The organism is Streptomyces cyaneochromogenes (assembly GCF_003963535.1).
Lineage (GTDB): Bacteria > Actinomycetota > Actinomycetes > Streptomycetales > Streptomycetaceae > Streptomyces > Streptomyces shaanxiensis.
The window spans coordinates 7,062,743-7,077,222 of the sequence record NZ_CP034539.1 but is presented as its reverse complement, the minus strand read 5'-3'; the positions used below and the strand labels follow the sequence as shown (position 1 = coordinate 7,077,222).

The 14,480-nt window shown below is 71.5% G+C and carries 15 protein-coding genes; 4 read left to right on the top strand and 11 right to left on the bottom strand.

All coding sequences use genetic code 11. The features are described 5' to 3' along the window. Positions 1-191: 191 nt before the first annotated feature. The 5 genes from EJ357_RS32365 to EJ357_RS32340 form a co-directional block, all read right to left on the bottom strand. Positions 192-2,426: a putative bifunctional diguanylate cyclase/phosphodiesterase gene (locus EJ357_RS32365; RefSeq protein ID WP_126395255.1), complete on the bottom strand. Its 2,235-nt coding sequence runs from the start codon at positions 2,424-2,426 to the stop codon at positions 192-194. Positions 2,427-2,698: 272 nt separating this feature from the next. Continuing rightward, complete coding sequence (gene ligA / locus EJ357_RS32360) at positions 2,699-4,891, bottom strand: NAD-dependent DNA ligase LigA (RefSeq protein WP_126395253.1); 2,193 nt, start codon at positions 4,889-4,891, stop codon at positions 2,699-2,701. Between the two features lie 15 nt (positions 4,892-4,906). Beyond that, the gene (locus EJ357_RS32355; RefSeq protein WP_126395251.1) at positions 4,907-5,908 is read right to left on the bottom strand and encodes a methionine synthase; all 1,002 of its coding nucleotides are present in this window, start codon (positions 5,906-5,908) and stop codon (positions 4,907-4,909) included. 149 nt (positions 5,909-6,057) lie between these two features. Further along, positions 6,058-6,756: an SDR family oxidoreductase gene (locus EJ357_RS32345; RefSeq protein ID WP_126395249.1), complete on the bottom strand. Its 699-nt coding sequence runs from the start codon at positions 6,754-6,756 to the stop codon at positions 6,058-6,060. 18 nt (positions 6,757-6,774) lie between these two features. After that, a complete protein-coding gene (locus EJ357_RS32340; RefSeq protein ID WP_126395247.1) occupies positions 6,775-7,314 on the bottom strand; it encodes an LOG family protein in 540 nt (179 codons plus the stop codon). A 50-nt stretch (positions 7,315-7,364) separates the two neighbouring features. Here EJ357_RS32340 and EJ357_RS32335 point away from each other — a divergent pair, with 50 nt between their 5' ends. Together EJ357_RS32335 and EJ357_RS32330 are read left to right on the top strand one after the other, a co-directional pair. Then, positions 7,365-7,688, top strand: coding sequence for a DUF427 domain-containing protein (locus tag EJ357_RS32335; RefSeq protein ID WP_126395245.1), 324 nt, complete (start codon positions 7,365-7,367; stop codon positions 7,686-7,688). 37 nt (positions 7,689-7,725) lie between these two features. Continuing rightward, positions 7,726-8,505: an alpha/beta fold hydrolase gene (locus EJ357_RS32330; RefSeq protein WP_126395243.1), complete on the top strand. Its 780-nt coding sequence runs from the start codon at positions 7,726-7,728 to the stop codon at positions 8,503-8,505. A gap of 78 nt (positions 8,506-8,583) precedes the next feature. Here the strand turns inward: EJ357_RS32330 and mnmA are convergent, their stop codons facing one another. Further along, positions 8,584-9,714: a tRNA 2-thiouridine(34) synthase MnmA gene (gene mnmA, locus EJ357_RS32325; RefSeq protein ID WP_126395241.1), complete on the bottom strand. Its 1,131-nt coding sequence runs from the start codon at positions 9,712-9,714 to the stop codon at positions 8,584-8,586. Positions 9,715-9,774: 60 nt separating this feature from the next. Between mnmA and EJ357_RS32320 the strand changes: the two genes are divergently transcribed. After that, positions 9,775-10,443: an N-acetylmuramoyl-L-alanine amidase gene (locus EJ357_RS32320; RefSeq protein ID WP_126395239.1), complete on the top strand. Its 669-nt coding sequence runs from the start codon at positions 9,775-9,777 to the stop codon at positions 10,441-10,443. 4 nt (positions 10,444-10,447) lie between these two features. On the opposite strand, the gene EJ357_RS32315 is transcribed toward EJ357_RS32320, so the two are convergent. The 4 genes from EJ357_RS32315 to EJ357_RS48530 form a co-directional block, all read right to left on the bottom strand. After that, positions 10,448-10,822 (bottom strand): DUF1304 domain-containing protein, encoded by a 375-nt coding sequence (locus EJ357_RS32315; RefSeq protein WP_126395237.1) that lies wholly within the window; start codon positions 10,820-10,822, stop codon positions 10,448-10,450. A 26-nt stretch (positions 10,823-10,848) separates the two neighbouring features. After that, positions 10,849-12,024: a cysteine desulfurase family protein gene (locus tag EJ357_RS32310; protein ID WP_126395236.1), complete on the bottom strand. Its 1,176-nt coding sequence runs from the start codon at positions 12,022-12,024 to the stop codon at positions 10,849-10,851. Between the two features lie 741 nt (positions 12,025-12,765). Next, complete coding sequence (locus EJ357_RS32305) at positions 12,766-13,038, bottom strand: DUF4190 domain-containing protein (RefSeq protein WP_126395234.1); 273 nt, start codon at positions 13,036-13,038, stop codon at positions 12,766-12,768. A gap of 38 nt (positions 13,039-13,076) precedes the next feature. After that, on the bottom strand, positions 13,077-13,229 hold the full coding sequence (locus EJ357_RS48530; RefSeq protein ID WP_175647601.1) for a hypothetical protein: 153 nt from the start codon (positions 13,227-13,229) through the stop codon (positions 13,077-13,079). Positions 13,230-13,373: 144 nt separating this feature from the next. Here EJ357_RS48530 and EJ357_RS32300 point away from each other — a divergent pair, with 144 nt between their 5' ends. Beyond that, positions 13,374-14,000, top strand: a complete 627-nt coding sequence (locus tag EJ357_RS32300; RefSeq protein WP_126395232.1) for a TetR family transcriptional regulator — start codon at positions 13,374-13,376, stop codon at positions 13,998-14,000. Positions 14,001-14,094: 94 nt separating this feature from the next. Here EJ357_RS32300 and EJ357_RS48525 read toward each other — a convergent pair whose 3' ends face one another. Beyond that, entirely contained in the window at positions 14,095-14,457 is a 363-nt protein-coding gene (locus tag EJ357_RS48525) for a hypothetical protein (RefSeq protein WP_175647600.1), read from the bottom strand. Between the last annotated feature and the right edge of the window lie 23 nt (positions 14,458-14,480).

Sequence of the window (14,480 nt, the reverse complement as noted above, 5' to 3'; positions counted from 1 at the left end):
GGTGAGTGTGTGTGGTTTGGGGCCAATCCTATGGGGCGGGGGCCTCCGGCCGTTAAACGGATTGCGGAGGGGGTGCCGCAGAGGCTTGTTGGGCGACTGCGGCGCCGTCGTGGCTGATCGCGCCCACGCGGCGGAGCCGCCTATCGATACAGCCCCGCGCCCCTGAAAAAACCACACGTGGACCGGAACAGTCACTCCGCTGCCGGGAGCGCCGCCCTCGGCCGCTGCCAGCCCCTCGACCCCCTTGCCCTGAGCCACGCCGTCGTCTCCTCCGCCGGCATCGCCGCCGCGACCAGCCACCCCTGTACGGCGTCGCAGCCCAGGTCCCGCAGCCGTTCCCAGGTCTCGTCGTCCTCGACGCCCTCGGCGACGACGAGCAGGCCGAGCGAGTGGGCCAGGTCCACCGTGCAGCGCACGATCTCCGCGTCCTCGACATCGAACGCGAGCCGCGCCACGAACGAGCGGTCGATCTTCAGCTCGCTGACGGGCAGCCGTCTGAGGTGCACGAGGGAGGAGTAGCCCGTGCCGAAGTCGTCCAGGGACATCTTCACGCCGTGCCCGGTCAGCCCGGCCAGCGTGTCGGCGGCCCGCTGCGGGTCCTCCAGGAGGACGTGTTCCGTTATCTCCAGTTGGAGCGCTCCCGCCGGAACACCGTGCCGGGCGAGCCGCGCGGCGACGGAGCCCGCGAACCCGGGGGTGTGGACGTCACGGGGGGAGACGTTGACCGCCACGGGCACGTACAGGCCCTGCGACCGCCACTGCGCCACCTGCCCGAGCGCCGTCTCCAGCACGTACTCCGTCAGATGCGGCATCAGCCCCGACGACTCGGCGATCGCTATGAACTCGTCCGGCGGCACCTTCCCGCGTTCGGGATGCACCCAGCGCACCAGCGCCTCCAGCCCGGCGACCTGCCCGTCGAAGCGGACCTTCGGCTGGTAGTGCAGCTCGACCTCCTGCGCGTCGAGCGCGCGGCGCAGATCCCCCAGCAGGCCCAGCCGGTCCGGGGTGTTGGAGTCCCGCTTGGACTCGTAGACCTCTACGCCCGTACGGTCCCGTTTCGCCTGGTACATCGCCACGTCCGCGCGCCGCAGCAGCCCTTCGGCGTCGAGGGCGTGGTCGGGGAAGACCGCGACGCCGGCACTGGCCTCCAGGACCAGGGTGAGCCCGTCGAGGTCGAGCGGGGAGCTGAGCGCGGTGACGAGGCCGCGGGCGACCCGGGTCGCGGACGTCGTGGAGTCGGCGACCGGCAGTAAGACGGCGAACTCGTCGCCGCCGAGCCGCGCGGCCTCCGCTCCGCGCGGCAGGGCCAGGCGCAGCCGGTCCGCTATCTGCAACAGCAACCGGTCTCCGGCCAGATGACCGAGGGTGTCGTTGACCGATCGGAAACGGTCGAGGTCGATCAGCATCAGGGCGGAGCGGGCGCCGATGCGCTCGGCGTCATCGAGCGCGGTCCAGATGCGCTCCAGCAGCCACTGCCGGTTGGGCAGCCCGGTCAGCGGATCGCGCAGCTGTTCCTCCGCCCGGGCCCGCGCGATCCACAAGGTGGAGTCGAGGGCGATGAGCGGGATGGAGAACAGCGGCAGCAGCAGGGGCTTGGCGATGGCGACCACGCACACCAGCGGCGCGATGCCGAGCAGCGCGACGGCGACCAGTCCCTGTCGGACCAGGGCGGTGCGGGCGACGGTGGGCAGGCCGCCGTGCGGGGTGTGCAGATACCAGAGCAGGACGCGGGTGACCGCCAGATAGGCGGCGGCGACGAGCACTACGCCGGGGGCGGTGTAGAGCGTCCAGGTGTCGGGGTTCCAGGGGCTCTCGACGGTCGGCACACGGCCGAAGGCGGCCAGCACCAGGGCGCCCGCGGCGATGCCGAGGATGTCCACCGCACCGTGCAGCACGCCCTGGCGCCAGCGGCCCCGGCGGGCTATGCCGACCAGGACGACGACGGTCAGGCTCACCATGCCGGCGGGCACCCAGCCGTACAGCATCAGCACGGCGAGGGTGAGGGCGGCGCCGGAGCCGGTGCCGCCCCACCAGCGGGCGCGGCCGAGCGCGACCAGATGGCCGACGATGACGCCGGTCAGCACCGCCAGGGACCAGCCCACGGTGCCGGACGGGAAGAGGGCGTGGTTGCCGGTGAACGCCCGGTAGAACCCGGCGCCGAGGACGAACCCGGCGGCCGCGACGATCGCCGCGGGCAGCGCGGGCCAGGACAGGTGCCGTTCGTGGTCGGAGTCCTGCAGCCCGTCGGTGCGCTCGGCGCCGAGCCGCGCTGCTGCGCCGCCGTCCGTCACGGTGTGCGGCCCGGCGGCGCTCCCCACGCCTCTTTCCGCGCGCGAACGCTCCGCGGCCCGCGCCGCCCACCCTCGCCATGCGCCGGCTATCCGGCGCAGCCGTGAGTCCGGGGCGGCGCTCTCGGTCGGTTCCATTCCCGTCCCTCTCACAGCCGGCGGTGCCCACGCCACGCGGCCCGATGCCCGACAACAACCTTCAACGGCACCGCGTTGGAAAACCCTTCCCCTCGCCCTGCAAAGCCCGTCGAGAGCAAGGAGATGCCCCGACCGCAGCTGGGCACGGCAGGCGCACCCCTCAACAGTAGGCGGCAGAAGGCTTCCACGGGCAGCGGTCGTCGACGGTTGCCCGAATGCGCCCCAGCCACCCGTATGCATCTGGTATGCGCCTATCCGGTGGCCTTCAACCGTTACTGCTCTACAGGTAGAGCAACTTCGGCCGCCGCTTCGGGCCCCTGTTCCAACAGGACCTTGAATCCGTCCTCGTTCAGAACAGGCACCTTGAGCTGCATCGCCTTGTCGTATTTGGACCCCGGACTGTCGCCCACGACGACAAAGGACGTCTTCTTCGAAACGGAACCGGTCACCTTCGCTCCGCGACTTTGCAGCGCCTCCTTGGCGCCGTCACGTGTGAAGTTCTCCAGCGTGCCGGTGACGACGACGGTAAGCCCTTCCAGCGGACGCGGCCCCTCGTCCTCTCCGGAGCCCTCCTCCTCCATGCGGACGCCGGCGGCCTTCCACTTGCGAAGGATCTCCTGGTGCCACTCCTCGGCGAACCACTCCTTGAGCGAGGCGGCGATGATCGGGCCGACTCCGTCGGTGTTCGCCAGCTCTTCTTCACTGGCCTGTTCGATGCGGTCGATGGAGCGGAACTCGCGGGCGAGCGCCTGGGCGGCGACCGGACCGACGTGGCGAATCGAGAGCCCGTTGAGGAAACGGGCGAACGGACGGTTCTTGGCGTCCTCGACGTTCTTGAGCAGGGCGAGGGTGTTCTTCTTCGGCTCACCCTTCTGGTTGGCGAAGACGGTGACGACCTTCTCCTCGCCCGTCTTGGGATCGCGCTTGGGCAGGCCGCTGTCCTGGTCGAGGACGTACGCCTTGATGGGGAGCAGCTTCTCGACGGTGAGATCGAAGAGGTCGCCCTCGTCGACGAGCGGTGGGTCGACCGGTTCGAGAGGACGCGTGAGCGCGGCCGCCGCCACGTCGCCGAAGTGCTCGATGTCGAGGCACTCCCGGCCCGCGAGATAGGAGACGCGCTCCCTCAACTGGGCAGGGCACGTACGGGCGTTGGGGCAACGCAGGTCGATGTCGCCCTCCTTCATGGCCCGTAGCGGTGTCCGGCACTCCGGGCACTCGGCCGGCATGACGAACTCGCGCTCGGTGCCGTCCCGCAGGTCGACGACCGGCCCCAGGATCTCCGGGATGACGTCGCCGGCCTTGCGCAGCACGACCGTGTCGCCGATGAGGACGCCCTTGGCCTTGACGACGTCCTGGTTGTGCAGGGTGGCGAACTCGACCTCGGAGCCGGCGACGGTGACGGGTTCGACCTGGGCGTACGGCGTGACGCGACCGGTGCGTCCGACACCCACCTTGATGTCGATCAGCTTGGTGTTGACCTCTTCCGGCGCGTACTTGTAGGCGATCGCCCAGCGCGGCGCCCGCGCCGTGGAGCCGAGGCGGCCCTGCAGACGGATCTCGTCGAGCTTGACGACCACGCCGTCGATCTCGTGCTCGACCGAGTGCCGGTTCTCGCCGAAGTACGCGATGAACTCCCGCACCCCGTCGAGGTCCTCGACCACCTTGTTGTGCCGCGCGGTCGGCAGGCCCCAGGTCTTGAGCAGGTCGTACGCCTCGGAGAGGCGGGTCATGCCGTCGGCCCCCTCCAGGGCGCCGATGCCGTGGACGACCATGTGCAGGGGCCGGGTGGCGGTGACGCGCGGGTCCTTCTGGCGCAGTGAACCGGCGGCGGCGTTGCGCGGGTTGGCGAAGGGCTTGTCGCCGGCCTCGACCAGGCGGGCGTTGAGCTCCTCGAACTTCTCCATCGGGAAGTAGACCTCGCCGCGGATCTCCACGAGGTCGGGGACGCGGTCGCCCTTCAGACGGTCCGGGATGTCCGCGATCGTACGGACATTGGGCGTGATGTCCTCACCGGTGCGGCCGTCGCCGCGCGTCGCCGCGCGCGTGAGGCGGCCCTGCTCGTACGTGAGGTTGACGGCGAGGCCGTCGACCTTGAGCTCGCACAGGAAGTGGTACGCGGACGTGCCGACGTCCTTGTGGACGCGCTCGGCCCACGCGGCGAGCTCCAGGTCGTCGAAGGCGTTGTCCAGCGAGAGCATGCGCTCGCGGTGCTGGACCGCCGTGAACTCCGTCTCGTACGCGCCCGCGACCTTCTGGGTCGGCGAGTCCGGGGTGCGCAGCTCCGCGTACTCGTCCTCCAGCGCTTCGAGCGAGCGCAGGAGCTTGTCGAACTCCGCGTCGCTGATGACGGGAGCGTCCTTCACGTAGTACCGGAAGCGGTGCTCCTCGATCTGCTCAGCGAGCTTCGCGTGCTGCTCCCGTGCCTCGGCGGGCACCGTCGTCTCCGCTTGCTTGTCGCCGGCCACCGTGTTGTCCTCCCGTTACTCTGGGTTGTCCGCGAGGGATCTCGCCGCCCGGACGCAGTGGGCGAGGGCCGTGCGCGCGTACGCGGGGGAGGCCCCCGCGAGTCCGCACGACGGAGTGACCGTGACCGCCTCCGCGAGAAGCCCCGGTGACAGCCCCAGCCTGCGCCACAGCGTCCTGACACCCATGACGCTACCGGCAGGGTCTGACAACGGGCCGTCCGTGCCGGGGACGACACCGGCGAACAGCCGTGTGCCCCCTTCCACCGCCTCGCCGATCGCGTCGTCGTCACGCTCGGTGAGGAGGGAGAAGTCGAAGGAGATCGCCGCCACGCCCGTCCGGCGCAGCAGGGCGAACGGGACGTCCGGTGCGCACGAGTGCACCACGACGGGACCGTCGCCGTGAACCCCGACGACGTCCCGGAGCGTGGCCTCGACGATCTGCCGGTCCGGGGCCCGGTGGGTGCGGTAGCCGCTGGCGGTCCTCACCTGTCCGCGCAGGACGGCGACGAGGGAGGGCTCGTCGAGCTGGAGGACGATCTTGGCGCCGGGCACGCGGCGCTGGACCTCCTCCAGATGCAGGCGCAGCCCTTCGGCGAGCGAGGCGGCGAGGTCACGGCAGGCACCGGGGTCGGAGAGGGCGGCCTCGCCGTTCTTCAGCTCCAGCGCGGCGGCCAGCGTCCACGGTCCCACGGCCTGGACCTTCAGCAGCCCCCCGTACTCCTGGGTGAACTCCTCCAGGGCGTCGAGGTCCTCCCCCAGCCACGACCTGGCCCGCCTGGTGTCCCGTCCCGGCCGGTCCCCGATCCGCCATCCGCTGGGCTCCACGCGCGCGTACAGCTCGACGAGCATGCCCGCGGTCCGGCCGATCATGTCGGCGCCGGGGCCGCGGGCCGGCAGTTCGGCGAGGAACGGGAAGTCCTCGAAGGAGCCGGTGACGGTTCTGGCCGCCTCGCGGGCGTCGCCGCCCGGCATGGAGCCGATGCCGGTGGCGGCGGCGAAGGGAAGGTTTGCGTTCACACGAGAAGCCTATGTTTTCGCCCCCGCCGCCCCTACCCGTCCCGTCCCTGAGGGCTGCCGCCCCCAGACCCCCGCTTCGGCCCTGAACGGGCCTCGTCCTCAAACGCCGGACGGGCTGGAATGCCCGGGCCGGCGTCGAAGGGGTGCGGTCACCTTCCCGGTCGCACCGTCAGGTCGTTGACCTCCGCGTCCCTCGGCAGGTCCAGGGCCATCAGGATCGCCGTCGCCACCGACTCGGGGTCGATCCACTTCGAGGCGTCGTACTCCTTGCCCTCCTGCTGGTGGACCTTGGCCTGCATGGGACTGGCCGTGCGGCCGGGGTAGACCGTGGTGACCCGCACGCCGTTCGCGTGTTCCTCGTGGCGGAGGGAGTCCGCGAGGGCCTTGAGGCCGTGCTTGGACGCGGCGTACGCGGACCAGTCGGCGTGGGCGTTGAGGCCGGCGCCCGAGTTGACGAAGATCACGTGGCCGCGGGCGGCGCGGAGTTGGGGGAGGAAGTGGCGGGTCAGTTCGGCCGGGGAGATCAGGTTGACGTTGAGCTGGTGGCGCCAGGACTTCGGGGTCAGGTCGCCCACCGGGCCCAGGTCCACGACACCGGCGATGTGCAGCAGGGAGTCCACCCGGTCGGGCAGCGCCTGGTGGGAGAACGCCCAGGACAGCTTGTCCGGGTCCGCCAGGTCGCCGACCAGCGTCTTCGCGCCGGGGAACGCCGCCGCCAGCTCCTTCGCGCGGCCCGCGTCGCGCGCGTGGAGGACGAGCTCGTCCCCGCGCGCGTGCAGGCGGCGGGCGACGGCCGCGCCGATGCCGGAGCCCGCTCCGGTGATCACATGAGTAGCCATGCCCGCCATGCTCGCATCAGCGGGGGTTCACTCCACGCCCTGGCTCTCCTCCAAGTACGCCAGCGCCCCCACCGGCTCCTCGGCGAAGAACACCAGGTCGGTCAGCGGGCGGGGCAGGAAGCCCTCGTCCTCCATACGGCGGAACTGTTCCTTCAGACCGTCGTAGAAGCCCGCGGTGTTGAGCAGGACCACCGGCTTGTCGGTGTGGCCGTGCTTCTTCAGTTCCAGGATCTCCGTGGCCTCGTCCAGGGTCCCCGTGCCGCCCACCATGATCACCACCGCGTCGGCCTTCTCCAGGAGCAGCCTCTTGCGCTCGGCGAGGTCCTTGGCGATGACCATCTCGTCGACACCGGCGCGCGCCTTGGCCGCCAGGAACTCGACGGAGACCCCGACGAGCCGTCCGCCGGCCTCCTGGACCCCGTCGGCGACCACCTTCATGAGCCCGACGTCGGAGCCGCCCCACACGAGCGTGTGCCCGCCCTTGCCCAGCAGTTTCGCGAACTCGCGCGCGGGGCGCGTGTAACGGTCGTCGAGGTCGGCGGCGGAGAGGAAGACACAGATACGCATGAGGTCACCGTACGCGGGAAGAACCGGGGGCCCGCGAGCGCTTTGCGGATATGGCTGACGGACACACGATCACGATCGAGCAGGGCACGCGACGCGTGCGGGTGCTTCACGGCGACCAGGTCCTCGCGGAGAGCGACCGGCCACTCCTCCTGCGGGAGACGGGCTGTCCCGTGCGCTACTACATCCCGCCCGAGGACGTACGACTGGACCTGCTGACGCCCTCCGACACGCACACGTACTGCCCGTTCAAGGGAACGGCCTCCTACTGGTCTCTGCCGGACGCCGCTGACCTCGTCTGGGCGTATCCGGATCCGAAGCCGGACGTGGCCGCGATCAAGGACCACCTCTGCTTCTACGAAGTCGAAGTGTCGTGAGCGATTAGATCCGTGCCGTACGGCAGTCTCCAGAGGCATGGACAAGAAGACCATTTCGCGCGACGGCACCTCGATCGCGTACGAGAGCACCGGTCAGGGTCCGGCGGTGATCCTGGTCAGCGGTGCGATGTCCACCGGTGGCACCGTGGCGCCGCTGGCCGTGCCTCTGTCGGACCGCTTCCGGGTCGTCGTGTACGACCGGCGAGGGCGGGGCGAGAGCGGTGACGCGGCGCCGTACGCGGTGGAACGGGAGGTCGAGGACCTCGCGGCGCTGATCGAGGCGGTGGGCGGCGAGGCGGCGCTGTACGGCGTCTCCTCGGGCGGCGCGCTCGCACTGGAGGCGGCGGCGAGCGGGCTGCCGGTGCGTCAGGTCGCGGTGTACGAGGTGCCGTTCGCCGTCTACGAGGGCGGCGCGAAGGAGCGCGCGGAGTACACCGAGCGGCTCACCGCCGCGCTGGCGGACGGCCGGCGCGGGGACGCCGTCGTGCTCTTCCTGCGGCTCACCGGCCTGGCTGAGGAGATGATCCAGGGCGCCCGCCAGTCCCCCATGTGGCCCGGTATGGAGACGATCGCGCCGAGCCTCGCCTACGACAACGCCGTGATGGGCGACGGACTGGTGCCCCGGGCCCGGCTGGCCTCGATCGGCGTTCCGGTGCTGTCCGTGGCGGGCAGCGAGAGCCCGCCCTGGATGCGCGAGGCGGCACAGGCGGTCGCGGAGACCGTGCCCGGCGGGACGTACCGGAGCCTGCCCGGGCAGACCCACATGGTGGAGCCGGATGTCCTCGCGCCGGTGCTGGTGGAGTTCTTCGGGGGGTGACCGGAGCCTGCACGCGCGCGTGCGGCCCCCGAGTGGCGCGGACGAGCGCCGCCGTCACCGTCTGAAACTGCGTCAGTCTCAGACAGCCGACGGCGTCGCCCGCACCGTCGAAGCGATCGTCGCCGAGCCCACCACGCGCGTGCCGTCGTACAGGACGATCGCCTGGCCGGGAGCCACGCCGCGGACCGGCTCGGTGAAGGAGACCTCGAGAGAGCCGTCGACGAGCTCGGCGGTGACCTCGGTCTCGCCGCCGTGGGCGCGCAGCTGGGCGGTGTAGGTGCCGGGGCCGGTCGGGGCGACGCCGCACCAGCGGGGCTTGACGGCGGTGAGCGCGGTGACGTCCAGGGAGACCGCCGGGCCGACCGTCACGGTGTTGTTCACCGGCGAGATGTCGAGGACGTAGCGCGGCTTGCCGTCGGCGGCCGGGGTGCCGATGCGCAGGCCCTTGCGCTGGCCGATGGTGAAGCCGTACGCGCCCTCGTGCGTGCCGAGCTTGGTGCCCGACTCGTCGACGATGTCGCCCTCCGCCTTGCCGAGGCGGCCGGCGAGGAAGCCCTGGGTGTCGCCGTCGGCGATGAAGCAGATGTCGTGCGAGTCGGGCTTCTTCGCGACCGCCAGGCCCCTGCGCTCGGCCTCCGCGCGGATCTCGTCCTTGGTCGTCACCGTGTCGCCGAGCGGGAACATCGCGTGCGCCAGCTGCTTCTCGTCCAGGACGCCGAGGACGTACGACTGGTCCTTGGCCATGTCGGAGGCGCGGTGCAGCTCACGCGTGCCGTCGTCGTTCAGCACGACCTGCGCGTAGTGCCCCGTGCAGACGGCGTCGAAGCCCAGCGCCAGCGCCTTGTCGAGCAGGGCCGCGAACTTGATCTTCTCGTTGCAGCGCAGGCACGGGTTCGGGGTGCGGCCGGCCTCGTACTCGGCGATGAAGTCCTCGACGACGTCCTCGCGGAACCGGTCGGCGAGGTCCCACACGTAGAACGGGATGCCGATCACGTCGGCCGCGCGGCGGGCGTCGCGGGAGTCCTCGATGGTGCAACAGCCCCGCGCGCCCGTGCGGAAGGACTGGGGGTTCGCGGAGAGCGCGAGGTGGACGCCGGTCACGTCGTGCCCCGCCTCGGCGGCGCGGGCGGCTGCGACGGCGGAATCGACGCCGCCGGACATGGCGGCGAGGACGCGGAGGGGGCGGGAGGGCTGCGCGGTGTGAGTCATAACCCTTCCAGGGTACGGGGGCGCGGGAACCAGGGCCCGCGAGTATCCGTTGACGATCACATGGGACAGCGGAAGGCTCCGAAGGACGGCGACCGGAAGGTCGGCCGTCGCGCGTTGCTCATCGGCGGGACGGCGGCCGCCGTGGGCACGGCCGTGCTGGCCCGCGACGAGCTGGCGCGCCTGTGGTGGCGGGTTCCGGGCGTGGAGAAGCCGCGCAAGGAGGGCGAGGTCGACTTCGCCGGGGCGCGGTGGGTGGCCGCGTCGGACGCGAACTGGCGGCGGGCGGACCGGCCCGACGACTACGGCATAGACATGGTGATCATCCATGTCACCCAGGGCAGCTTCGCCAGCGCGGTGAAGGTGTTCCAGGACCCGGAGCATGGTGCCGCCGCGCATTACATCGTCCGCAAGGACGGCCACATCACGCAGATGATCCGCGAGCTGGACGTGGCGTACCACGCGGGCAACCGCGACTACAACGAGCGCAGCATCGGCATCGAGCACGAGGGCTTCGTGGACCGGCCGCAGGACCTGACGGACGAGATGTACGAGGCCTCGGCACGGCTGACGGCCCGGATATGCGCGCGGTACGACATCCCCGTCGACCGCGAGCACATCATCGGGCATGTGGAGGTGCCGGGCACCGACCACACGGATCCCGGGGAGCACTGGGACTGGGACCGGTACATGAAGCTCGTACGGCAGGCGGGTACGGCGGCGCCTGCCTGAGCGGTCAGAACAGCGTGGCGGCGAGGGCCACCGCGGGTGCCAGCCCCTGGCCCAGCGCGCCCCGCCACAGTTTCGGGAACGAGACAGCGAAGAGGACGGCGGAGGCGATCAGGAACGCGCACAGGTAGCCGATCAGTGTGCGGCCGACCGTGGTGTCGTCGGTGTGCAGGGCGACGACTCCGGCGACGAGGCCCAGGCCGAGAAGGATGTTGTAGACGGCCACGCCCGAGCGCCAGAGGGTGACTTCGGTGGCGTCCGCCTCGGAGGTGGTGAGGAAGACGCGTACGGCGGGACGGTCGTAGAAGAAGCGCTCCAGCGTGCCTACGACGATGTGCGTCACGGCCGCGAGCAGGGCGAAGACCTGCGATACGAGGTTCACGCCCGGAGTGTCCCGCTGCCGTGTCCCTACGTCAGCCCCGCCGCCCGCGCCCGTTCCACCGCCGGCCCGATCGCCTTGGCGACCGCCTCGACGTCGGCCTCCGTGGAGGTGTGGCCGAGGGAGAAGCGGAGGGTGCCGCGGGCCAGGTCCGGGTCGGTGCCGGTGGCCAGGAGGACATGGCTGGGCTGGGCGACGCCCGCGGTGCAGGCGGAGCCGGTGGAGCACTCGATGCCCTGGGCGTCCAGGAGCAGCAGCAGGGAGTCGCCCTCGCAGCCCGGGAAGGTGAAGTGCGCGTTGGCCGGGAGGCGGCCGCCGGGTGCCGGGTCGCCGCCGAGGATGGCGTCCGGGACGGCCGTACGGACCGACTCGACCAGGGCGTCGCGCAGGGCGCCGATCTCTGTGGTGAACCATGCGCGCTGCTCGGCGGCGAGGCGGCCGGCGACCGCGAAGGAGGCGATCGCGGGGACGTCGAGGGTGCCGGAGCGGACGTGGCGCTCCTGGCCGCCGCCGTGCAGGACGGGTACGGGGGTGTACTCACGGCCGAGGATCAGCGCGCCGATGCCGTACGGGCCGCCGATCTTGTGGCCCGACACCGTCATCGCGGCGAGGCCGGAGGTGGCGAAGTCGACGGGGACCTGACCGAAGGCCTGGACGGCGTCGGCGTGCAGGGGGACGCCGAACTCCCTTGCCACGTCGGCCAGTTCACGAACCGGCATGACCGTGCCGATCTCGTTGTTGGCCCACATCACGGTGGCCAGGGCGACGTCGTCGGGGTTGCGGGCGATGGCTTCGCGCAGGGCGTCCGGGTGGACCCGTCCGTGGGAGTCGACCGGGAGGTACTCGACGTCGGCACCCTCGTGCTCGGCGAGCCAGTGGACGGCGTCGAGGACGGCGTGGTGTTCGACGGGGCTGGCCAGGACGCGGGTGCGGATGCCTGCCGGGTCGGCGTCGCGGCGGGACCAGTACAGGCCCTTGACCGCGAGGTTGTCGGCCTCGGTGCCGCCGGAGGTGAAGACGACTTCGCTGGGGCGGGCGCCGAGCGCTTCCGCGAGGGTTTCGCGGGCCTCCTCGACGGTGCGCCTCGCGCGGCGGCCTGATGCGTGGAGGGAGGAGGCGTTGCCGGTGACGCTCAGCTGGGCGGTCAGTGCCTCTGCCGCCTCCGGGAGCATGGGGGTCGTCGCGGCGTGGTCGAGGTAAGCCATGGTGACGCCGATTCTACGGGCCCCTGTCGGCCGACCTCGTGCCAAGGTTGCCCTGGGCTGCGGCCAGGTCGCGCGACTTGCCCGCGCCGGGGTCGGGGTGGGTGGCGATACACCCGGCACACCCGGTGCTTCAGGCCGCGCCCACGGGCGGGTACGCCAAGCTTCTGGCTAGCCGTTGCGCCTTGCCTGCACCACCCTTGAGGTCGGTCGCGAAGCACCCGGCACTGCGGGCCGTGCCCACCCGTTCCGCCCTGCGGAACGACTGCCCACGGGGGTTGGCGCCGGCAGCCGACGGTTGGGGCTCGGCGCGGGGTGGCCGGGGGCTTGGCGTGCGGCGGTTGGCGCACGGCGGTCAGTGGCCGCGCCCGGCAGCCGACGACCGGGGCTCGACGCGCGGCGGCAGGGGCTTGGCCCACGGCGATTGGCGCACAGCGCTCAGCGACAGCGCCCGGCGACCAACGGTCGGGGCTCGAAACGCCCGGCGGGAGGGGCTCGGCACGCGGCGGCCGGCGGTGGCGGTCGGCGTCGACAGTCCGCAGTCGGCGCTCGCCACCTGGCGCTCGCCACCTGGCACTCGGCACTCGGCACTCGGCAGGCCAACCACCGCACGCAGTCTGCGGCGCCCCGCCGCTTCCCCTCTGCGGCACTCCCTGCGCCCCGCCTGCGGCTGCGGCTCGTCCCCGGCCGCTTGCCGTCAGCTCGGGATGCCCTGGATGCTCGGGACGCTCCCGCTCGCGGTGCCTAGAAGCTCCACGACAGCGTGTTGTCCACCTGCATGAACGCGAGCAGGACCAGCAGGTCGGCGACTCCCAGGCCCATGCCCAGGAACGCCCGGCCCCGGCGCTTCGTGCCGCGCCACAGGGACACCGCCGCCAGGACGATGGCGGTCGGGCCGAGGAAGATGTTGAAGACCAGGAGGCCGAGGAGGCCGAGGACGAAGGACGCCACGGCCATGCCGTCGGCGTCGCGGGTGCGCGTGCCGGGGCGGGCGGTGGCCGGTGCGGTGAGGTGCATGGGTGTCAGCTCCCGAGGAGTCGGTCGGGTGGGCGGAGTCAGTTGCGGCGGGCGTGACGCTCGCGGGCGGCGAAGATGGCCAGCCAGGCGGCGATCACGGCGGCGGCGACGGCGGTGAAGGCGAGCGGTGCGTGGGCCACGGCGCCCAGCAGCACGCCCAGCAGCAGGAGTGCGGCAACGAGGAACAGCATGGGTCGGATCCCCCTTCGAGATCTCTCACGTGATCTCTCGCGTTACGTTTCGGTGAACAGTTGTAGTAACAGTTGTTCACTGACTCCAAGTCTAGCGCGCCCTACGGCTTTTCAATTCCAGAGAACAGTTGTTAACTGCATGGTATGAGTCACACCCTCGGCATCCGGCAGGCCCAGAAACAGAAGACCCGGCAGGCGCTCCTGGACGCCGCGTTGGGACTGCTGGAGGAGCAGAGCCTGAGCAGTCTGGGTCTGCGCGAGGTCACCCGCGAGGTCGGCGTCGCCCCCACGGCCTTCTACCGGCACTTCCGCTCCACCGCCGACCTCGGCGTCGCCCTCGTCGAGGAGGCGCTCGGCAGCCTGCACCCCATGATCCGCACGATCGTCGCCTCCGCCGGTGACAGCGACCAGCGCATAGAGCGCGCCGTCGAGTTGATCGCCCGGCACGTCGAGACGCACCCGGCCCACGTCCGCTTCATCGCCCGCGAACGACACGGCGGGGTGCAGTCGGTTCGGGCGGCGATCCAGGGCCAACTGGCCCAGTTCGCCGAGGAGGTGAAGGTCGCGCTCACCAAGGACCCCGTCTCCTACGGCTGGACCGACGACGACCTCCTCATGCTCGCCAACCTCTACGTCGACCAGATGCTGATGACGGCCTCCCTGTTCCTGGACGCCCTGGAGGCACCCCTGGAGGAACGGCAGCGCGTCGCCCAGGTCGCGACCAGCCGGATGCGGCTGATCAGCATCGGCCGCGAGCACTGGCTGGAGTGAGTACCGGCGACGACCGCCGACAACACCAAGGGGCGGCACCCCCGTTCACCGGGAGTGCCGCCCCTGCCGTACGACTACCGATAGGCGCCCTGCGTCAGTTCTTGGACTCGGTCGCCGCCGCGCTCGGCGCCCCGCTGGGAGCCGCCCCGCCGCCCTGGCCGCCACCCGGACCGCCACAGCCGCCGCCCTGCCCGCCGCCCTGAGCCCCACCCTGGCCGCCGCCGGGGCCACCACCGGGAGCGCCGGAGGGAGCGCGGGACGCCTGCGCGGTAGGCGCACCCGACGGCGCACCGCCCGGCGCCCCGGACGGAGCGCCGCTCGGCGCCTGGCACGACGACTGCTGACCGGAGTTGCCGCTGTTCGAGTTCGACGACGAGTCGCCGGAGCCGCAGGCCACCAGGGCCAGGGCCAAGAGCGCCAGCAGGGCCACGGCAGGGAGGAGACGCGCACGCTTCATGAGAAACAGCTCCAAGGATGATG